Here is a 20,405-nt window from a genome sequence, read left to right on the forward strand (position 1 = left end):
CTGCAGGCTACACCGAATTGTGCCCACCACTGTCCGGCCGCTGTGGCAGGGTTAGGTCATGGCGCGCATTGAGGATTACGCGGTGGTGGGGGACCTGCAAACCGGGGCCCTGGTCAGCAACGAAGGCTCCATCGATTGGCTCTGCCTGCCCCGCTTCGATTCACCCGCGTGCTTCAGCGCGCTGCTTGACACCCCCGACGCCGGACGCTGGCTCCTGGCGCCAGAGGGTGCCGGGGCCTGCACCCGGCGCCGCTACCGTGACGGCAGCCTGATCCTTGAGACCGAATGGGAAACCGCGGACGGGACGGTACGGGTCATCGACTTCATGCCGCCCCGCGACGCCGTGGCGGACATCGTGCGCATTGTCGAGGGTGTCAGGGGCACAGTGCGGATGCACGGCGAACTGACCATGAGGTTCGACTACGGCCACATCATTCCATGGGTGCGGCACGACAAACACGGGCTGCACGCCATTGCCGGCCCGGATGCCGTCTACTTCGTCACCCCCGCCCCCTTGCGCGGGGAGAACATGCACACGGTCAGCGACTTCACCATCAGTGCCGGCGAGCGGGTGCCGTTCGTCCTGACCTGGGCCCCCAGCCATGTGGGCAGGCCCCACACGGTGGACGCGGAGAAGGTCCTCGATTCCACCTATGCCTTCTGGCGCGGCTGGGCCTCGCAATGCACAGTCAAGGGCAAGTACCAGGAAGCGGTGGTGCGCTCCCTGGTGACCCTGAAAGCCCTCACGTACGCGCCCACGGGCGGCATCGTGGCCGCCGTCACCACATCGCTGCCCGAGCAGCTGGGCGGGCCGCGCAACTGGGATTACAGGTATTGCTGGCTGCGGGATGCCACGATGACGCTGCAGGCCCTCCTGGCCGCCGGGTACACGGCCGAGGCCGCAGCCTGGCGGGACTGGCTGCTCCGGGCGGTGGCCGGCGACCCCGCGGACCTGCAAATCATGTACGGGATCCACGGCGAACGGCGCCTGCCCGAAATGGAACTGCCGTGGCTGAAGGGGTACGAGAACTCGTCGCCCGTCCGGATAGGCAACGGCGCCGCGGAACAGCTGCAGCTGGACGTCTGGGGCGAGGTCCTTGACTGCCTTGCCCTGACCCGGAACTCGCTGCTCAAGCACACGGACGAGGCCTGGGACGTCCAGTGCGCCCTGATGGAACACCTTGAGACCATCTGGGACCAGCCGGACAACGGCCTGTGGGAAATGCGCGGGCCGCGCCGGCACTTCACCCATTCCAAGGTCATGGCCTGGGTGGCGGCGGACCGAATGGTGAAGGGAGTCCGCGAATCGGGGCTGCCCGGGCCGGTTGAGCGCTGGGAAATCCTGCGGGACACCATCCACCGGGATGTTATGGACAACGGCTTCGACGCCGCACGGAACACTTTCGTTCAGTCCTACGGCAGGCCGGAACTGGACGCCAGCCTGCTGCTGATTCCGCGTGTGGGCTTCCTGCCGCCGGACGACCCCCGGGTGATCGGAACCATCGAGGCCGTCCAGCGCGAGCTGACCGAGGACGGATTTGTGCTGCGCTACCGGCCGGCGGAGAGCGACGACGGGCTGCCGGGCGACGAGGGCGTCTTCCTTGCCTGCTCCTTCTGGCTGGTGGAGGCCCTCCTGGGCGCGGGACGGCACGAAGAGTCCCGCCAGCTGTTCGAACGGCTGCTGGACCTGCGCAACGACGTGGGCCTGCTGAGCGAGGAATGGGCGGTCAAGGCCGGCCGCCAGCTGGGCAACACTCCGCAGGCCTTCAGCCATTTCGCGCTTGTGACTAGCGCTTTGGAGCTGCATCAGGATACGGTTCGGCGAAGTGACACCCCCATTCCGCCGGAAGCGGCGGATCTGCGCTGAGGCGGCGCGGAAAAGGGACTGAACTTCTCCATCGCAGAATAGATAAGTATACTTACTAACACCTCATGGGGTGCTCCAAAAGAGCACAGCGCCGTGACTGACGGAGGAGTGATTTGTATGGCCGGGTATTTTGAGCTCGTGGACGCGCCCGACGGCGGCTACAGGGTCCGGATGATGGATGGCGCCGGGAACCTGATGGCTATCTCGGTCACTTTCCCCACCAAAAGGGCTGCGGTGGCCGGCGTGGCGATGGCGCGGGAAATCGCCGGCACGGGCCTGATCCGGGATAAAAGCCGCGACGGCGCCGGGACGGTCATCAGGGACCGCGTGCGGCCGGTCAGCACACCCAAGGAGGAAGCCGTCCGGCGGCAGCGGGCCCCGGAATCCAAGCGGGCAGCGGTCGGCTGATGGCCGAGGCATCCCGCTCCGCACCACCCCCTGGCGGGCGCCGCCGGGGGGTGCTCTTTGATGTTGACGGAACGCTGATCGATTCGTCCTACATCCACACCATTTCCTGGTGGGGAGCCTTCCGGCAGTTCGGCTACGACATCCCGATGGCCTCCATCCACCACTTTGTGGGCATGGGCGGGGACAGGCTGGTGGACAGCCTCCTGCCCCCCGGCCGGGACAAGGCCGAAGACAAGGAGGTCATGGCGAGCCACGGCGCGCTGTATGCCTCCCACTGGCCCGGGCTGCGCGCGTTCGACGGCGCCCGCGAACTGCTCGCGGCGTGCCATGACGCCGGACTCGCCGTCGCGCTCGCGTCCTCCGCCCGAAAGAAGGATCTCCAGGTCATGAAGTCCATCCTGGATTCCGAAGTCTCCATTGACGGAGCCACCAGCGCCAATGACGCGGAGGAGAGCAAGCCGGCGCCGGACATCCTGGTGGCCGCCCTTGAAGCCATTGGCGTTGATGCGGGAGACGCCGTTTTCGTCGGCGACGCCGTGTGGGACATGATGGCCGCGGCGGCGCTGGGCATCCCTGCCGTGGGTGTGACGTGCGGCGGCGTCAGCGCCGCCGAGCTCCGCGACGCGGGGGCCGTGGAGGTTTACGAGGGCCCGCGGGACCTCCTGCAAAACCTGGCCTCAAGCGCCGTCGGCAAGCTGCTTCAGCCGGCCGGGTAGGTCCCGAACCCGCTGTCAGAGCGTTTGCCCGCCGGCAACAGTGTCCTCATCCCCTGCATCTGCGGGCTTGGCCCAGGACACCGCGACCTTCACGGAGCCGTCGTCGTTCCGCTCCACGTCCGTGACGATGTCCGCCGCGCTGGCGCCCATTTCGACAATCCTCGTGCGGTAACTGTTGACGAGTTCCTCAAGGCTGGCTTCCGTCCATTCGCCGGGCCGCATGCGGGTGGAAATCTCGACCGGTTCAGGCTGGTACAGCGACATGTTGCTCCTCTTTCGCTCGGCGTGGTGTTCCGTCGGCATAGTGCAGTGCGCGTGACGCGCCACTGGCCCCTCCTACGCTAGAAGCCCCCGGGCCGGACCACAAGTATTTGATCAGCATGCTTACTTTTTGGCCGCGGATTCGGTAGCGTCAAGGGACGGGCATTCCGCCCTCAGGAGCATCCGAGAGAAAGGGAAACCGTGAAAGCACTGACCTGGCAAGGAAAGCGCTCCGTAAGCGTGGAGGAAGTGCCGGACCCCGTGATCCAGGAGCCCACCGATGCCATCGTGCGCATCACCTCGACGGCGATCTGCGGTTCCGACCTGCACCTGTACGAGGTCCTCGGTCCCTACATGCACAAGGGTGACGTGATCGGCCATGAGCCAATGGGCATCGTCGAAGAAGTGGGCAGCGCCGTCACCAACCTCCGGCCCGGCGACCGTGTGGTGGTGCCGTTCAACATCTCGTGCGGCCACTGCTACATGTGCAGTATGGGCCTGCAGTCCCAGTGCGAAACCACGCAGGTCAAGGAAAAGGGCTCCGGGGCTGCCCTCTTTGGCTACTCCGAGCTGTACGGCTCCGTCCCGGGAGGACAGGCCGAATACCTGCGCGTACCCCATGCCGACTACGGCCCCGTCAAAGTCGGAACCGAACTGCCCGACGAGCGCTACCTCTTCCTCTCCGACATCCTGCCCACCGCCTGGCAGGCCGTGGAGTACGCCGACGTCCAGCCCGGCGGCACCCTCGCCGTCTTCGGACTGGGGCCCGTAGGCCAGTTCACCGCCCGTATCGGCGTGCAGCGCGGCTTCACTGTCATCGGCGTGGACCCGGTTCCCGAACGCCGGGCGATGGCGGAGCGGCATGGCGTCGAAACGCTCGACTACACCAAGGCGATCGGCGACGAACTTCGGGAGCGGACCGCCGGCCGCGGACCTGACGCGGTGGTGGACGCCGTCGGTATGGAAGCCCATGGTTCGCCGGTGGCCGGTTTCGCCCACCAGGCGCTCGGACTCCTGCCGGACAAGCTGGCGCAAAAGGCCATGGAAACCGCGGGCGTGGACCGCCTGGCCGCCCTCCACACGGCCATCGACGCCGTGCGCCGCGGCGGGACGCTGTCCCTGAGCGGCGTGTATGGCGGCCAGGCCAGCCCGATGCCGATGCTCACCCTGTTCGACAAGCAGATCCAGGTGCGGATGGGCCAGTGCAATGTGCGGCGCTGGACCGACGACCTCCTGCCGCTGGTGGAGGACGACGCCGATCCGCTGGGTGTGATGGACCTGGTCACCCACCGTTCAGGCCTGGAAGGGGCGCCCGCCCTTTACGAGAAGTTCCAGAAGAAGGAAGACGGCTGCATCAAGGTGGTCCTCAACCCCGGCACCTGAGCAAGTGCCCGCCGGCCTGGTCAGCACAGGCTGTTCAGGGCGGCCAGGGCGGCGTCCTGAATCTCAAGTATCAGCGGGTTGGCTTCCAGCGTGGGTGGCGCGGGCGGGTAGGCGACTGTCATCGCCAGCTGCTTCCGGCCGTCCTCGCTGGTAGCCGCCACCGTCCCGTAACCGTCCGTGTCCCCCGGGAGCCCGTAGTAGAAGCGGTTGTTGCAGGTGTTGTTCCACCGGCGGAGGGCGTATCCGTAGAAGAGCTGGTAGCCGGCCTGCATCTGTTGGACCGTCTCCGGCGCCAGGAGCTTCCCCTGCAGCAGGGCCGCGTAGAAGGTGTTGATTTCCTGGACCGTCGACACCGCCCCCGCGGACGCATTGTCCGCAAGCCAGGGCCGCTGCGTAACGTCCATGCGCTCGCCGTTGACCGTCACGTACCCGTGGAGCATGGACCGGGGCGGGGTGCCGCCGTCGAGCCTTGTTGCCGCCAGGCCCAACGGGCGGGTGACATCCGAGGCAAGGACCTCCCGGAAAGGCCTGCCGCGCAGCCGCTCCACCAGCAGGGCAAGCACCGAGTAGTCGGTGCGCGAGTAGTCGAACACCTGCGCCAGCCGCCCGCGCCACGGCACCGACCCCGCCAGGGCAAGCTGCCGTTCCAGGTCCAGCCGTTGGCCGGTGGCCTGCTCCCACGGCCCGGAGGCAAGCAGCGGAAGCGTGAAATCGGGTACCCCGGATTCATGGGACAAAAGCTGGCGGACCGTCACCGGGCCGGGCGGGTGCAATATCCTTGCGACATCGGGCAGGTATGAAGTGACCTGCCCGTCCAGGCTGATCCGGCCTTCCTCCACGAGCTTAAGGACCGAAACCGCCGCCAGGGACTCGGTGATGGTCCCCGCATGGATGGGGTCCGACACGGCGGCGGGCTCTTTGCTGTCAAGGCTGCGGACGCCTGCCGCGTGCGTCCAGGTCCGGCCGCCATACTTGACCTCGATCAGGACCGCGGGCGCACCTTCCTCAAGCATCCGGGCGCTGAAGGCCTCGAGCTGGGCGAACGCCGCGGGCTTGTCCTGGTCCGGCGGATCGGGGTTCCCGATGCAGCCGGACGCGAGCAGGACCGCGGCCAGGGCGGCCGCGACCCGCATTCCGCCGCGGTACCGCCATGTACCCATAGAACAAATTCTCCCCCCAACAAGGTAGCGCCAACTGTCGTTTCGAGGATCCAAAACGACAGCTGGCGCTATCTGGTTGGGTGGGGTGGGCGCTTTAGGTGAGGCGCACCTGCCGGTTCATGTCCTTGTAGAGCAGGTACCGGAACTCGCCCGGGCCACCGGCATAGCAGGCCTGCGGGCAGAAGGCGCGCAGCCACATAAAGTCACCAGCCTCCACCTCCACCCAGTCGTTGTTCAGCAGGTACATGGCCTTGCCCTCCAGGACGTACAGGCCGTGCTCCATGACGTGGGTTTCCGGGAACGGGATGACGCCGCCGGGTTGGAACGTCACGATGTTTACCTGCATGTCGTGGGCCAGGTCGCTTGAGTCCGTGAACCGGGTGGTCTTCCAGACGTCGTTGGTGTCCGGCATCGACGTCGGCTCCACGTCCTTTTCGTTGGTGACGAAGGACTTGGCCTCGTACCCTTCGAGGCGTTCGTACGCCTTGCGGATCCAGTGGAAGGAGACGATGTCGTCGGAGACGTTCTCCAGCCCCCACTGCGCGCCGGCGGCGAGGTAGGCGTAGCCGCCCTCCTCCAGCTTGTGCAGCTCGCCGTCCAGGGTGAGGTTGACGGTGCCCTTGGTGACGAAGACGACGCCTTCCACACCTTCCTCGAATTCGGCGCGGGGTGCCCCGCCGCCCGGACCGATCTCCACGATCAGCTGCGAGAACGTGGTGGCGAAGCCCGAGATGGGACGGGCGATGATCCACGAGCGGGTGTTGGCGAAGCCCGGCAGGTTGGAGGTGACGATGTCCGTCAGCACGCCCTTGGGGATGACCGTGTACGCCTCGGTGACAATGGCGCGCTCGGTGGTGAGGTGGGTCTGCGGCGGCAGCCCGCCCTGCGGGTAGTAGTACTTGCCCATGGAAGATCCTTTGCTTAGGAGTTGGAAGTGGTGGCGAGCCGCGGGTGGGCCAGCGCGGTGAGCTGCGGAATTCCGACGCCGGCAAGCGCCTGGACTTCCTCGGCTCCCACGGCGCCGCACTGGACACCCCGGAGCACGAACGCGGCCAGGGCCCGGGCGGTGGCGGGCTCGTCCATGACACCGCCCTCGGTGCGTTCCACATAGTTGCGCAGGCGGGCGGCTGCGGCTGGCAGGCCCTCACGGTAGAAGGCGTAGGTGGCGGCGAACCGGCTGGGCAGCTGGGCCGGGTGCAGGTCCCAGCCCTGGTAGTAGCCGCGCTCCAGTGACCGCCGGACCAGCCGGCCGTGCAGCTGCCAGGCGTTCTCCACGTTGTCGCCCACCGGAATGATGTTGGTGGACCCGTCGGAGAGCCGGATGCCGGTCCCGGCCACGGCCAGCTGCATGACTTCCTTGGCGAAGTCAGCCACCGGGTGCTCCATGGACTGGTATTCAGCGGAGATCTGCAGCGACGCCGAGTAGTCGTACGTGCCGTAGTGCAATCCACTGATCCTGCCGGGCACGGCGTGCGGCAGCTGGGCCACCGGCGACGTGCCGTCCGGGCCGAGGATCAGCTGCGGGGTTTCCACCTGCACCTCGAAGCGGAGCCGGCCGGCGGGCAGGGAGTGGACTTCCTCGAGCCGGGAGACTGCGTACTCCATGGCCTGCACCTGCGCCACCGTGGTGACCTTGGGCAGGGTCAGGACCAGGCCGTCCGGCAGTTCACCCGCCGCGGCGAGGCCGGAGACGAACAGGTCCAGGGTCCGCAGGCCGCGGGCACGTGTTGCGGCTTCGAAGCACTTGAACCGGATCCCGATGAACGGGGGAGCGGACCCGGCCGCGACCGCCTGTGCCACCGCGGATGCGGCAGCAACCGCGGCGGCGTCCTCGGCGTCGTCGCCCCTGTCCCCGAAGCCGTCCTCGAAGTCGAGGCGCAGGTCCTCGATCGGTTCGGTCGAGAGCTTCGAGGCGACGCGCGAGGCGACGGCCCCGGCGAGGCCGGCGTCCTGGCCAAGCAGTGCGCCCAGCCGTTCGAACCCGCCGTGCGCGTCCGCCGTCGCCACCGCTTCGGCGCCCCAGCCGGCAGCGAACGACGCCGTGAAGCGGTCCGCGGGCACGTACACCGTGTGCACGGGCTGGCGGGAGCCGTCGTCGCCGGGGTAGTTCTGCTCCAGCAGCCGGTCCGTGGCGGCCAGCTGCCCATCGATCTGCGCGAGGTCCCCCGCGGAGAGCGAGGGCCTGGGTGCTGCGGCCATTCCTCAGCCCACCAGTTCGTATGCAGGGGTGGTGAGGAAGTCCGTGTAGTCGTCCGAGAGGCAGATGTCGGCAATCAGTTCGCTGGCGGGCTGGTAATAGCGGCGGAACGCTTCGTCGCCGAACTCGGTGCGGAGCCGCTCGGATTCCTCGCCGAGGATCCGCTCCACCAGTTCCTTGGTCACGGTGTTGCCGGTGTCGGCCAGGATGGACTTGTTGCGGATCTGCTGCCACACCTGGGACCGGGAGATCTCAGCGGTGGCGGCATCCTCCATCAGGTTGTGGATGGCCACGGCACCGTTTCCGGAGAGCCAGACGGCCGTGTAGGCGATGGCCACATACAGGTTCAGGCGCAGGCCGGCTTCCGTGACCTGGCCTTCAGCGGAGGTGACATCGAGGAGCTGCTCTGCCGTGACGGAAACTTCCGGGCGCTGTTTGTCCACCTGGTTCGGCTTGTCGCCGAGCACGGCATCGAACACCTCGCGGCAGGTGGGTACGAGGTCCGGGTGCGCGACCCAGGAACCGTCAAAGCCGTCGTTGGCCTCGCGGGTCTTGTCCGCCCGGACCTTCTCGAAGGCGGCCGCGGTGACCTCGGGGTGGCGGCGGTTCGGGATAACGGCGGCCATGCCGCCCATGGCAAAGGCGCCGCGCTTGTGGCAGGTCTTCACCAGCAGTTCGGTGTAGGCGCGCATAAAGGGGGCGGTCATCACCACGGAGGCGCGGTCCGGCAGGACAAATTCCTCGCCGGCGTCGCGGAAGTACTTGATGATGCTGAACAGGTAGTCCCAGCGGCCGGCGTTCAGGCCGGAGGCGTGGTCACGGAGCTCGTACAGGATTTCGTCCATCTCGAACGCGGCCGGGATGGTCTCGATCAGGACAGTGGCGCGGATGGTGCCCTGGTGCAGGCCGAGGTAGTCCTGGGCGAAGACAAAGATGTCGTTCCACAGCCGCGCCTCGAGGTGGCTCTCCATCTTGGGCAGGTAGTAGTACGGGCCCTGGCCGTTGAGGACGAGCTGTTTGGCGATGTGGAAGAAGTGCAGGCCGAAGTCCACCAGCGCACCCACGGCCGGTTCGCCGTTGATCAGCAGGTGCTTCTCCTGCATGTGCCACCCGCGGGGGCGGGCCACCACGACGGCGAGCGGCGCGTCGGTGCGGAGGCGGTACTCCTTGCCTTCGTCGGAGGTGTAGCTGAGGGTGCCCTGGGCGGCGTCGCGCAGGTTGAGGAGGGCGTCGATGACGTTGGCCCAGGTGGGGGTGCTGGCATCCTCGAGGTCGGCGAGCCACACCTTGGCGCCCGAGTTGAGGGCGTTGATGGCCATCTTCGCCGGGGAAGCCGGGCCGGTCATTTCAACGCGGCGGTCCTGCAGGGCAGCAGGTGCGGGGGCAACCTTCCAGTCGCCCTCGCGTACGTCCCTGGTCTCAGGCAGGAAGTCCAGCTTGCCGGTTTCGGCGACGCGCTGCCGCTTTTCGATGCGGGCCTTCAGGAGTTCGTTGCGGGTACCGGCAAAGCGGTTGTGAAGCTCCTCCACGAACGCCAGCGCCTTGGGGGTGAGGATCTCCTCGGCGCGGTTGATCGGCCGGGGATCTGTGACGGTGATGGCCATTTCTGGTCCTTTCCTTTGGCTGGAAGTCGTGCGGTCAGGCGTTGGCCAGGGCGGCGACGGGAACCCCGGTACCTTCGGCAGCGGTTGCCACGTCGGCATTGCGCGCGGCCGCGGCCACCGCTGCAGCCACGTCGGAGGCCACATGGGGATCGAAGACGCTGGGGATAATGTAGCTGGCATTTAGCTCGTCGTCAGCCACCCGGTTGGCGATCGCCTCGGCGGCGGCCACCAGCATCTCCGGCGTGATGTCGGATGCTCCGGCGTCCAGCAGGCCGCGGAAGAAACCGGGGAATGCCAGCACGTTGTTGATCTGGTTGGGGAAGTCGCTGCGGCCGGTGGCCACGACGGCGGCGTGCCTGGATGCGACAACGGGATCGATTTCCGGCGTGGGGTTGGCCATGGCGAACACAATGGCGTCCTCCGCCATCGAGGCGACCTGCTCCTCGCCGATCACGTGCGGGGCACTGACGCCGATGAACACGTCGGCTCCCTTGAGGGCGTCATGCAGGCTGCCGGAGAAACCGTCCTGGTTGGTGTTCGCGGCAATCCAGGTGCGGTGCTCGTCGTCGTACTTTTCACCCGCGTGGATTGCCCCGGAGCGTCCGGCAGCGATGATGTGCTGCGCGCCCTGGGCCTTGAGGAGCTGGATTATTGCCGAGCCGGCGGCGCCGACGCCCGAGACGACGATCCGGACCTCGGACAGCTTCTTGTCCACCACGCGCAGGGCGTTGACCAAGGCAGCCAGGGTGACGATGGCGGTGCCGTGCTGGTCATCGTGGAAGACCGGGATGTCCAGCTCTTCGCGGAGCCGGTTTTCGATCTCGAAGCAGCGCGGTGCGGCGATGTCCTCCAGGTTGATGCCGCCGTAAACGGGGGCCATGGCCTTGGCGATCCGGATGATCTCTTCGGTGTCCTGGGTGTCCAGGCAGACCGGCCAGGCGTCCACGTTGGCGAACTGCTTGAAGAGGGCGGCCTTGCCTTCCATGACGGGAAGGGCGGCGGCGGGGCCGATGTTGCCCAGGCCCAGGACGGCCGAACCGTCGGTGAGGACGGCGATGGTGTTCCGCTTGACGGTCAGGTTGCGCGCTGCGGCCGGGTCCTCGGCGATGGCCAGGCAGACGCGTGCGACGCCGGGCGTGTAGGCGCGGGAGAGGTCGTCGCGGTTGCGCAGGGCCACCTTGGGGACGACCTCGAGCTTGCCGCCCAGGTGCATGAGGAAGGTGCGGTCGGAGACGTGCTGGACGGTGACGCCCTCGAGGGCGTTCAGGGCGTCCTTGACGCGCGCGGCGTGCGCGTCGTCGGTGGTGTTGCAGGTGACGTCGACCACGAGGGTCTCGTGGTGCGATTCGCTCACGTCCAGGGCGGTGATGGCGGCGCCGGCTGCGCCGACGGCTGCTGCCAGCTCGCTGGTGGCGCTGAAGCTGGACGGTGCTTCAACGCGCAGGGTGATCGAGTTTCCGGGGCTGGGGTTCGCCATTGAATGTCCTCCTGGTAGGCCGGGTCGGTGCTGCTGCTCAAATCCGAATGTTTTCGTATTATGGATATTATTATCTACTTTGTGGAAACACAAGCCCTTGGCCGTCCGTCGCGCCGGAAGGTTCGGTGCGGTATCTTGAGAGCACAAGGGCAATTCTTTTCACGATGCGGATAAGACTTGTCGGAATCCGAGTCACAGGAGACTGGTACATGGCTGAAAAAGCCGCTGGAGGCGTGCAGTCCGTTGAACGCGTCTTCGAACTCTTGGAGCTGATCACTGACGCGGGCGGCGATGTCACCCTCAGTGAGCTGTCTTCGTCAACGGACCTTCCGCTCCCGACAATCCACCGGCTCCTGCGCACCCTGGTGGCACTGGGCTACATCCGCCAGTTGCCCAACCGCAGGTATGCCCTCGGTCCCCGGCTGATCCGGCTGGGCGAGGGGGCCAACAAGCAGCTCGGCGCCCTGGCGCGGCCGCAGTTGAAGACCCTGGTGGACCGGCTGGGGGAGACCTCCAACATGGCCGTGCTGGACTCGGACATGGTGATCTACGTGGCGCAGGTGCCGTCCCTGCACTCCATGCGCATGTTCACCGAGGTGGGCCGCCGCGCCCATACGCACGCTACCGGCGTCGGAAAGGCCATCCTGGCCCAGCTCGACGACGATACCGTCCGCGGCATCGTGTCCCGTGCGGGAATGCCCACGCCCACCCCCAAGAGCATCGGCGACGTGGAGGAGCTCCTGGCCGACCTCAAGCTCATCCGCGAGCGTGGCTACTCCATTGACGAGGAGGAGCAGGAACTCGGCGTCCGCTGCTTCGCCATGGCCGTGCCCAACGCTCCGACGCCGACCGCAATCTCCGTTTCCGGCCCGGTGTCCCGGGTGGACGAGCACTTTGCCGACAAGGCGGTGCCGGTCCTGCGTGAGGCCGCCCAGGCCATCTCCGCAGAGCTGAACCGCGCCTAACCCCCTCCGGTCTGGGGTCAGGAACGACGGCGGCCCGCACCTTTCGCGAAAAGGTGCGGGCCGCCGTGGTTTGGCTTTAGTGCTCGGACGCCTTGGCGGAGGACTCGACCCGAACTTCCTTGCCGTCGCAGTCGATGAGCTTGCCGCCCTCGAAGCGGTCGCCGTCCATCAGGCACTTGATGTCCTGCTCCTGGACCACTCGCTCGGTGCCGGCGACGAAGACGGACTGGTTGTCCGAATTGCCGGCGCGGAGGTGGTTGAACAGCAGGTTCAGCAGGATGGCCATTACAGCGGCAGAGCTGATGCCGGAGTGGAAGATGGTGCCGAACCAGGACGGGAACTGGTCGTAGAACGCCGGGGCGGCGATGGGAATCATGCCGAACCCGATGGACGCCGCCACGATGATCAGGTTCATGTTGTTCTTGTACTCCACCTTGGACAGGGTGCGGATGCCGCTGGCGGCCACCGTTCCAAAGAGGACGACGCCGGCGCCGCCCAGGACGGGCGTCGGCACCGCTGCGACCACGCGGCCCAGGACGGGCAGCAGGCCGAGGATCACCAGGATCAGGCCGCCGGCGCTGACCACGAAGCGGCTCTTCACGCCCGTGATGGCGACCAGGCCGACGTTCTGGGCGAAGGCGCTTTGGGTGAAGGAGTTGAACAGGGGGGAGATGGCGCTGGAGAGCATGTCGGCACGGAGGCCGTCGCCGATGCGCTTCGAGTCCACCTTGGTTCCCACGATCTCGCCGACGGCGATGATATCCGCGGAGGTTTCGGTCAGCGTGACCAGGATGACGATCAGCATGGAAATGATGGCCGCGATCTCGAACGTGGGTGGACCAAAGGCGAACGGCGTGGGGAAGGCGACGATCTCGCCCTGGCCCACTTTGGAAAAGTCGGCCATGCCGAAGACGAAGGCGATGACGGTACCCAGGACCATGGCCAGCAGGATCGAGAGCCGGGAAATGGCGGCGCTGCCCACCTTGCTCAGGAGCAGGACGATGGCCATGGTGGCGGCGGCGAGGCCGATGTTGGCCATGCTGCCGTAGTTTTCGGCCTTGCTGTTGCCGCCCATCGCCCAGTTGGCTGCGACGGGCATGAGTGTCAGGCCGATGGTGGTGATGACAGTACCGGTGACAACGGGCGGGAAGAACCGGATGATCTTCGAAAACAGCGGGGTGATCAGCAGGCCTATCAGGGAGGCGGCGATGACCGAGCCGAACACCGCCTGGATTCCGCCGCCCCCGTGGACGATCGCGACCATGGTGGACACACCTGCGAAGGAGACGCCCTGGACCAGCGGAAGCTGTGAACCGAAGAAGGGGATGCCGACGGTTTGCAGGATGGTGGCCAGGCCGCCGACGAACAGGCACGCCGCGATCAGCAGGCCGATGTCCTGCGAGCTCATGCCCGCCGCCGCGCCGATGATCAGGGGCGGTGCGATGATTCCGCCGTACATGGTGAGGACGTGCTGGAAGCCGTAAGCGAACGTGCTTCCGATGGAGAGCCGCTGGTCCTCCGGGCGGGCCTGCTGGGCGCCTTTTCCGGCGGCCGCCGCGGCGAGTTTCTTCTTGGTGTTCATGGCAGACTTTCTGGGTTCATGGCAGACGTCATCGTCTGGCTAACTGGGTCTGGCTAACGGGTAGAGCTCGAGATCCTGGATGGTTTCGACGGGCTCAACCACCGGCGGTTGAGCCCGTCGAAACCAAGGCGGGGTCTAGCAGAAGCCGGCGATACCGGACCAGGCTGCGGGCGCCGCGGTGGCGTCGTCGCGCTGGACGGTGGCCTCGATCAGGCCGTAGGGGCGGTCAGCGGCGTAGAAGACCTCGTTCGGGTTGTCCAGGCCGAACGGCGTGAGGTCCACCAGGAAGTGGTGCTTGTTGGGCATGGAGAACTTGATCTCGTCGATCTCGCTGTGCGCCTCCAGGACCTTGGTGCCCATGTCGAACAGGGTCTGCTGCAGGGCGTGGGAGTACTTTTCGGTGAAGCCTTCGAGCAGGAGCCCCTTGACGTCGTCGTAGCTCTTGTTGAAGTCCAGCGCGCTGAAGTCGGTGCCGGACTTGAAGCGCCAGCGGGCGGAAACGTCCGTGGCGAGGATCCGGTCCGTGGTTTCCGGCAGCGTGGTGTAGCGGTCGCGAGGGTAGCCCACGAACCCGGACTGCGTGGACTTCAGGACGGTCAGGTCCTTCAGCCCCGAAATGAGGTGGGTGTCGGCGCCGTCGCGGACCAGGACGGCGGTGCGGACTTCCTGGCCGTTGCGGACGAACGAGTGGTCGTGTTCGCTGCCGTGGGCCTGGATCCGGTTCCAGGCGTAGGACTCGGCTTCCCAGCGGCCGCCGGTGACCCAGTCGAAGCTGGAGGTGAAGTGCTCGCCCAGGCGCAGCAGGAATGCTTCGGGGGAGCCGATGCCGTCGCGGGCGAAGGCGTAAATGGTGTTCTTCTGGGTGTCCGTGGCCACCACATGGGCGTTGTCGCCCTCGAGGTGGGCCGCGGTGAAGTCGCCGCGCAGCTGCGAGGTGACGTTCAGGTCCTCGATCTCGTGGCGGTTGGTGTCCCGGGTGATCTTGACGACGCGGACTTCGGCCTTGCCGTACTGGTTTTCGCCGAGGATGATCTTGCTGCTCATGGTCTTTTCCCAATCTCCGGTAAGTGGAACCAAGGTTCCATCACTGAAATTAAGCGCGCATTTCGAGCGCGTTTCCGGTGGAGCCGACCCAACAAAAAAGAGCCGGCATCCATTGATGCCAGCTCATTACGACCCTGCCTGCTGCTCCCAGGTTACGTGACCTGCGCCACGAGTTGCCTTCCAGCGTACCCCCGCAAGCCGGTGGTGTACATCACAACTTCAAAAATCAGTTTGTGACCACGGGGACCTCCAGTCCCGTGAACCCCTATTGACGCCACGCCAAAGCAATCCTAGTCTTTTCGTATAGCAAAAATTGATTTCCGCAAGACGGAACTTATCGAGATATTCGAGGAGGATCAGATGTACCAGCAGGACACACAGCAGGTTGCACCGGCGAACACGGCGGCTCCGGCCGTCCAGGAGTTCTACCTCCCCCTCGGCGGCGGAACGGACCCGGATTTCTATGTTCCTGAGGACCGCGGGCACGAACCGGGCAGGTTCTCCCGCTGGATCTCGGCCCTTCCCGGCTTCGGCCGCCAGCGGCGCTAAGCTCCCGGGCGGCCCGGCCACTCCTTGCCGGCCCAGGGGTCGTAATCCGCGACCAGCTCTTCCTGGGCGGGACGCTCCGCCTCGGGAACGTGCTGCAGGTTGACCCGGACGCGGTACCACAGCGAACTGGACCCGCGCATCCCGTCCACCAGGACATCCGCGGGCTGCAGGGATTTCACGACGGCGGCGTGCCCCGACTTCCATTCCTCCAGCGCGGCGAGTGCCTCCGGCTTGGTCCTGGTGCGTGCCACTTCAATCAGCGGCATCACCGGCTGACGGCGTCCGGTGCCGTTCGCGCCGCGTGGTGCCTTCTCGGCCGGGCCCAGTTCCTTCGCCAGGGCCAGCAGCCCGTCCAGGGAACCCGCCGCTTCATCAATGCCCGCATGTGGGTCGCCGATCCCGGCGAACCGCTCCAGCACCGTGGGGACCGTGAACCGTTCAGGCCGGACGGTGCGGACCTCGTCCCACGACAGCGGCGTGGAAACCCGCGCATCCGGGAGGGCGCGCACTGAGTAGGCAGAAGCGACGGTGCGGTCTTTCGCGTTCTGGTTAAAGTCGACGAACACGCTCTCGCCGCGTTCCTCCTTCCACCAGCGCGCGGTGGCCAGGCCCGGAGCCCGGTTCTCCACCTCCCGGGCCAGGGTCTCCGCGGCCAGGCGGACTTCCTTGTAGGACCAGTGCGGCGCAATCCGCACCAGGATGTGCAGGCCGCGGGACCCGCTGGTTTTCGGCCAACCCACCAGGTTCACGTCATCCAGGACCTCCTGAGCCACGTAGGCGACATCCACGATCTGCGCCCAGTCCACGCCCGGCATCGGGTCCAGGTCCACCCGCAGCTCGTCCGGGTGCTCCAGGTCCTCGGCCCGCACGGGATGGGGATTCAGGTCCAGGCAGCCGAGGTTTACCACCCATGCCAGCCCGGCGGCGTTCCGGATGACGGCTTCCTCGGCTGATGTGCCTGAGGCATAGTGCAGGGTGGTGGTGTCGATGTACGGAGGGTGGTTCTCCGGAACGCGCTTCTGGAAGAACGGTTCCTCATTAATGCCCTTCGGGAAACGCTTGAGCACCATCGGCCGGCCGCCCGCACCGCGCAGGGCGCCGTCCGCCACGGCAACGTAGTAGCGCACCAGGTCAAGCTTGGTCAGCCCGGGTTCCGGGAACACCACTTTGTCCGGGCTCGAGATCCGGACCTCCTCACCATCGAGGTCCAGGATCTCGGCCGGCGTCTTTGACGGAGTCATGCCGCCACGCTAGCAGCGGGCCTGCTGCCTGTCAGCCGTTGACCAGCCTCTTTGCCGCCGCCGAGTGCTCAGCGATCAGCCCCGCGATGTCCAGTCCCGGAATCTGCCCGTCCACCACGCGCCACTGTCCGCCCACCATCACCCGGTCTGCCCGGTCCGCTGCACAGAGGAGCAGGGCGGCGATGGGGTCGTGGCTGCCGGAGAAGCGCAGATCGTCGAGTTTGAACAGTGCAAGGTCCGCCTGCATGCCAGGCGCCAGCTGGCCCAGCCCCGAGCGCCCCAGGACCGCTGCCGAGCCGCGGGTGGCCCAGCCGAGCGCCCGCTCCACCGGCACATCCGCGCCGTACCGCAGCCGCTGCAGGTACAGGGCCTGCCGGGCTTCGAGGATCATGTTGGAGGCATCGTTCGACGCCGAACCGTCCACTCCCAGCCCCACCGGGACTCCCGCGTCCTCCAGTTCCAGCACCCGCGCGGTGCCCGAGGCCAGCCGCATGTTGGAGGTGGGGCAATGCGCGACGGCGGTCCGCGCCGCGCCGAGGCGGGTGATCTCTTCGTCGCTGAAGTGGATGCCGTGCCCCAGCCAGGTGCGGTCCGTCAGCCAGCCCACGCTGTCGAGGTAGTCGACAGTCCGCAGCCCGAACATTTCCCGGCAGAACTCCTCCTCGTCCAGGGTTTCGGCCAGGTGGGTGTGGAGCCGCACGTCCAGCCGTTCTGCGAGGCCTGCGCTTTCGGCCATGATCTCCTTGGTCACGGAGAACGGCGAGCAGGGGGCCAGTCCAATCTGGATCACGGCATCATCGCCGCGCTCGTGGTACTGCCCGATCAGCCGTTCGCTGTCCGCCAGCACCGCTTCCGGTGCCTGAACGGTTGACTGCGGCGGCAGGCCGCCGTCGTCCGTTCCCAGCGTCATGGACCCGCGCGTGAGGGTGGCGCGCATGCCCAGCCGGCGCACGGCCTCCACCTCGATGTCGATGGCGTCCTCGAGGCCGGCGGGGAAGAGGTAGTGGTGGTCGGCGGCAGTGGTGCAGCCGGAGAGCAGCAGTTCGGCCAGCGCCACGGTAGTGGCGAGTTCAAGGTCCTTCGGGGTGAGCCGGGCCCATACGGGGTACAGGTTCTGCAGCCAAGGGAACAGCGGGACGTTGGCCACCGGCCCCCAGGCGCGCGTCAGGGTTTGGTAGAAGTGGTGGTGCGTGTTGATCAGTCCGGGCAGCAGGACGTGGCTGCCGGCGTCGAACGTTTCGGTGCAGGGCCCGGAGGGCTGCTGTCCGGCGGCGAGGACCTCGGTGATCACGCCCTTGCTGACCACAATCCCGCCCGAAGCATCAAGGCCATTCGCGGTAAAGGCGGCCAGCGGATTCCTGATCCACAGTCGGGAAGCGGCGGGAGCGGTGTGCGTCATGGGAGGTGTCCTTGTCTGAGCCAAGTAAGGGGGGTAAATCCAGCTCAGTGAGGCCCTGTCTGCTGATCCAGGTGCCCGGCGCCAGCCTGCGTGAGGCGGGCGGTGCGGGTGCGTTCAGCGTAGGGAACCGGCGGGCTGCGGTCAACGCCGCCGAATGTGACCGCAGGAGTTAGCACCACGAAACACGGATTTCACATCGCGAAATTAAGTTTCCAGAAAACTATGGCGCGGACCACAATCCGGTGCTAATCTCGATTCTGCCAAAGGCGGGCACCCGGACTCCGGGAAGCTATCTACCAGGCGCAACTTAACCTTCACAGCACATGCTGAAGCCTGGTAACCGTTCGCACCTGGTTTTACTGGTCCTGCACAACGGCAAACAGGCTTCCCGGCAAAAGGAAGTCGCATCATGAGTACCACCGTCACGGCCGAGCAGTTCCTGGCCAGATCCATCCGGCTGGCAACGGCCAACGTCCTCAACAGCGGCGGGCCCTTCGGCGCCATGATCGTCACCGCGGACGGCAAAACGTTCGACGGCGTCAACCGCGTTACCGCGGACAACGATCCCACCGCCCACGCGGAAGTCACCGCGATCCGCACCGCCTGCCGCGAGCTCGGCACCTTCGACCTCAGCGGCGCGGTCCTCTACACCAGCTGCGAGCCATGCCCCATGTGCCTGGCCTCCGCCCTCTGGGCCCGCGTGGAACGCGTTGTCTACGCCGCCGACCGGCACGACGCCGCGTCCGTTGGGTTCGACGACGCCGTCTTCTACGAATACTTCGACAACCAGGACAGGGACTCCCTGATGCCGGTCTCCAAGCTGGAGCTGGGCGACCCCCAGGCCCCGGCACCACTGGAGCCCTTTAACACCTGGAACACGCTCGAAACCAGGATCGACTACTAGGGCCCGGTGGCTGACATGACAATCCTGGACAATTCCGCTGAAAAGCAGGCTGCGCTCTTCCCCAACGGGAACAACAGCGCAGAGCCCGCAGCGGCACGCGACACGCAGACGGCAACCGGGCGGGGACGGCAAGGAAGCATCGCGCCGGCGCCGGAGAACCTCCTTGACCGCTTCTTCCACATCAGCCGGCGCGGCTCAACGCTGGCCCGTGAATTCCGCGGCGGCCTGGTCACCTTCTTCACCATGGCATACATCGTCATCCTGAACCCCCTGATCCTGGGCGGATTCAGCGCGGACAACGCCCCCACCGACGTCGCCGGAGGCTGGCTCACCGCCGCCCAGGTGGGCGCCGTCACCGGCCTCACCGCCGGCGTCATGACCATCCTCTTCGGCCTCATCGCCAACCTTCCGTTCGGCCTGGCCGCAGGCCTGGGCATCAACTCCTTCCTGGCGGTCTCGGTCATCCAGGAGGTCACCTGGGCCGAGGCCATGGGCCTGGTGGTGATCAACGGCATCCTGATCGTCCTCTTCGGCGTCACCGGTGCCCGCACCGCGATCTTCCGCGCCGTCCCCAAGGAACTTAAGGCCGCCATCACCGTGGGCATCGGCCTGTTCATCGCCTTCATCGGTTTCGTGGACTCCGGCTTCGTCCGCCCCACGGCCGGCGGGCCTCCCGTCCAGCTGGGCGACGGCGGCTCCATCACTTCGCTGCCCACGCTGGTGTTCGTCATCGGCCTGCTCAGCATGGGCATCCTGGTGGCGCGCAAGGTCCAGGGCGGCCTCCTCATCGGCATCGTCGGCACCACCGTGCTGGCCGCCATCGTCGAAGCCGTCTTCAAGATCGGCCCCGCCAGCGCCACCAACCCCGGCGGCTGGCACCTGAACACCCCGGTCCTGTCCGGCCAACTGGTTTCGGCGCCGGACCTGGGGCTCGTGGGCCAGTTCGACCTCTTCGGCTCGTTCGCCCGGATCGGCGGACTCGCTGCCACCATGCTGGTCTTCACGCTGGTGTTCACCAACTTCTTCGACGCCATGGGCACCATGACCGGCCTGGCCAAGAGCGCCGGCGTCGCGCACAAGGACGGGACATTCCCGCGGCTCAAGTCGGCCTTCATCGTGGAAGGTTTCGGCGCCGTCGCCGGCGGTGCCACCTCCGGTTCCTCCAACACCGTGTACATCGACTCCGCGGCCGGGATCGGCGAAGGCGCCCGCACCGGCCTGGCCTCCGTGGTCACCGGTGTGCTCTTCCTCGGCTCGATGTTCCTCACGCCGCTGACCAGCGTGGTTCCGTTGGAAGTCGCCGCTGCCGCCCTGGTGGTGGTGGGCGCAATGATGATGGCGCAGATCCGCGAAATCAAGTTCACCAAGTTCACCGTGGCGCTGCCGGCCTTCCTCACCATCGTGACGATGCCGCTGAGCTATTCGATCGCCAACGGCATCGGGGTGGGCTTCGTCAGCTGGGCCATCATTGGCGCTGCCTCAGGCAAGGCAAAGAAGATCCACCCGCTGATGTGGGCGGTCAGCGCCGGGTTCCTGGTGTACTTCGCCCGCGGGCCCATCAACCTGCTGCTCGGCGGGTAGTCCCGCATACCGGCCCCGGGCATCCGCGCTCCTTAAAAGGGACACGGGTGTCCGGGCCGGCAACGCA

General features: G+C 66.7%; 18 protein-coding genes. 8 read left to right on the forward strand and 10 right to left on the reverse strand.

Translation table 11 applies throughout. From position 1 onward, the window contains the following. Positions 1-58 precede the first annotated feature (58 nt). The 3 genes from ACYQ1Z_RS04000 to ACYQ1Z_RS04010 all read left to right on the forward strand — a co-directional run bounded on the left by ACYQ1Z_RS04000 (position 59) and on the right by ACYQ1Z_RS04010 (position 2,991). Positions 59-1,867: a glycoside hydrolase family 15 protein gene (locus ACYQ1Z_RS04000; protein WP_459791199.1), complete on the forward strand. Its 1,809-nt coding sequence runs from the start codon at positions 59-61 to the stop codon at positions 1,865-1,867. Positions 1,868-1,984: 117 nt separating this feature from the next. Next, positions 1,985-2,275 carry a hypothetical protein gene (locus ACYQ1Z_RS04005; RefSeq protein WP_459791238.1) on the forward strand — a complete coding sequence of 97 codons (291 nt, stop codon included), beginning with the start codon at positions 1,985-1,987 and terminating at the stop codon, positions 2,273-2,275. Continuing rightward, complete coding sequence (locus tag ACYQ1Z_RS04010; protein WP_459791200.1) at positions 2,275-2,991, forward strand: HAD family hydrolase; 717 nt, start codon at positions 2,275-2,277, stop codon at positions 2,989-2,991. Before ACYQ1Z_RS04005 ends, ACYQ1Z_RS04010 begins: the two co-directional genes overlap by 1 nt. A 15-nt stretch (positions 2,992-3,006) precedes the next feature. On the opposite strand, the gene ACYQ1Z_RS04015 is transcribed toward ACYQ1Z_RS04010, so the two are convergent. Beyond that, a complete protein-coding gene (locus ACYQ1Z_RS04015) occupies positions 3,007-3,255 on the reverse strand; it encodes a hypothetical protein (protein WP_459791201.1) in 249 nt (82 codons plus the stop codon). A gap of 198 nt (positions 3,256-3,453) precedes the next feature. On the opposite strand from ACYQ1Z_RS04015, the gene ACYQ1Z_RS04020 reads away from it, so the two are divergent. Continuing rightward, on the forward strand, positions 3,454-4,635 hold the full coding sequence (locus tag ACYQ1Z_RS04020) for a zinc-dependent alcohol dehydrogenase (protein WP_459791202.1): 1,182 nt from the start codon (positions 3,454-3,456) through the stop codon (positions 4,633-4,635). A gap of 20 nt (positions 4,636-4,655) precedes the next feature. On the opposite strand, the gene ACYQ1Z_RS04025 is transcribed toward ACYQ1Z_RS04020, so the two are convergent. From ACYQ1Z_RS04025 to ACYQ1Z_RS04045, 5 genes are all read right to left on the reverse strand, one after another. Then, the gene (locus tag ACYQ1Z_RS04025) at positions 4,656-5,795 is read right to left on the reverse strand and encodes a serine hydrolase domain-containing protein (protein WP_459791203.1); all 1,140 of its coding nucleotides are present in this window, start codon (positions 5,793-5,795) and stop codon (positions 4,656-4,658) included. A gap of 94 nt (positions 5,796-5,889) precedes the next feature. After that, positions 5,890-6,702: a bifunctional allantoicase/(S)-ureidoglycine aminohydrolase gene (locus tag ACYQ1Z_RS04030; protein WP_459791204.1), complete on the reverse strand. Its 813-nt coding sequence runs from the start codon at positions 6,700-6,702 to the stop codon at positions 5,890-5,892. Positions 6,703-6,716: 14 nt separating this feature from the next. Beyond that, a complete protein-coding gene (locus tag ACYQ1Z_RS04035) occupies positions 6,717-7,994 on the reverse strand; it encodes a DUF6986 family protein (RefSeq protein ID WP_459791205.1) in 1,278 nt (425 codons plus the stop codon). A gap of 3 nt (positions 7,995-7,997) precedes the next feature. Beyond that, the gene (gene aceB / locus ACYQ1Z_RS04040) at positions 7,998-9,596 is read right to left on the reverse strand and encodes a malate synthase A (RefSeq protein WP_459791206.1); all 1,599 of its coding nucleotides are present in this window, start codon (positions 9,594-9,596) and stop codon (positions 7,998-8,000) included. 34 nt (positions 9,597-9,630) lie between these two features. After that, on the reverse strand, positions 9,631-11,073 hold the full coding sequence (locus ACYQ1Z_RS04045) for a malic enzyme-like NAD(P)-binding protein (protein ID WP_459791207.1): 1,443 nt from the start codon (positions 11,071-11,073) through the stop codon (positions 9,631-9,633). A 209-nt stretch (positions 11,074-11,282) separates the two neighbouring features. On the opposite strand from ACYQ1Z_RS04045, the gene ACYQ1Z_RS04050 reads away from it, so the two are divergent. After that, positions 11,283-12,038: an IclR family transcriptional regulator gene (locus tag ACYQ1Z_RS04050; protein ID WP_459791208.1), complete on the forward strand. Its 756-nt coding sequence runs from the start codon at positions 11,283-11,285 to the stop codon at positions 12,036-12,038. A gap of 76 nt (positions 12,039-12,114) precedes the next feature. Here the strand turns inward: ACYQ1Z_RS04050 and ACYQ1Z_RS04055 are convergent, their stop codons facing one another. Both ACYQ1Z_RS04055 and pucL read right to left on the reverse strand, forming a co-directional pair. After that, positions 12,115-13,620, reverse strand: coding sequence for a nucleobase:cation symporter-2 family protein (locus ACYQ1Z_RS04055; protein WP_459791209.1), 1,506 nt, complete (start codon positions 13,618-13,620; stop codon positions 12,115-12,117). Positions 13,621-13,755: 135 nt separating this feature from the next. Then, complete coding sequence (gene pucL, locus ACYQ1Z_RS04060) at positions 13,756-14,664, reverse strand: factor-independent urate hydroxylase (RefSeq protein ID WP_459791210.1); 909 nt, start codon at positions 14,662-14,664, stop codon at positions 13,756-13,758. A gap of 360 nt (positions 14,665-15,024) precedes the next feature. Here pucL and ACYQ1Z_RS04065 point away from each other — a divergent pair, with 360 nt between their 5' ends. Continuing rightward, complete coding sequence (locus ACYQ1Z_RS04065) at positions 15,025-15,213, forward strand: hypothetical protein (RefSeq protein WP_459791211.1); 189 nt, start codon at positions 15,025-15,027, stop codon at positions 15,211-15,213. On the opposite strand, the gene ligD is transcribed toward ACYQ1Z_RS04065, so the two are convergent. Together ligD and ACYQ1Z_RS04075 are read right to left on the reverse strand one after the other, a co-directional pair. Next, the gene (gene ligD / locus ACYQ1Z_RS04070; protein ID WP_459791212.1) at positions 15,210-16,454 is read right to left on the reverse strand and encodes a non-homologous end-joining DNA ligase; all 1,245 of its coding nucleotides are present in this window, start codon (positions 16,452-16,454) and stop codon (positions 15,210-15,212) included. The two genes, ACYQ1Z_RS04065 and ligD, sit on opposite strands and share 4 nt — an antisense overlap. Positions 16,455-16,485: 31 nt before the next feature. Further along, positions 16,486-17,853: an 8-oxoguanine deaminase gene (locus ACYQ1Z_RS04075; RefSeq protein WP_459791213.1), complete on the reverse strand. Its 1,368-nt coding sequence runs from the start codon at positions 17,851-17,853 to the stop codon at positions 16,486-16,488. Between the two features lie 409 nt (positions 17,854-18,262). Between ACYQ1Z_RS04075 and ACYQ1Z_RS04080 the strand changes: the two genes are divergently transcribed. Together ACYQ1Z_RS04080 and ACYQ1Z_RS04085 are read left to right on the forward strand one after the other, a co-directional pair. After that, complete coding sequence (locus ACYQ1Z_RS04080; protein WP_459791214.1) at positions 18,263-18,757, forward strand: nucleoside deaminase; 495 nt, start codon at positions 18,263-18,265, stop codon at positions 18,755-18,757. Between the two features lie 6 nt (positions 18,758-18,763). Then, a complete protein-coding gene (locus ACYQ1Z_RS04085) occupies positions 18,764-20,338 on the forward strand; it encodes an NCS2 family permease (protein WP_459791215.1) in 1,575 nt (524 codons plus the stop codon). The last annotated feature ends 67 nt before the right edge of the window (positions 20,339-20,405 follow it).

The sequence above is a fragment of the Arthrobacter sp. AD-310 genome (assembly GCF_054656615.1).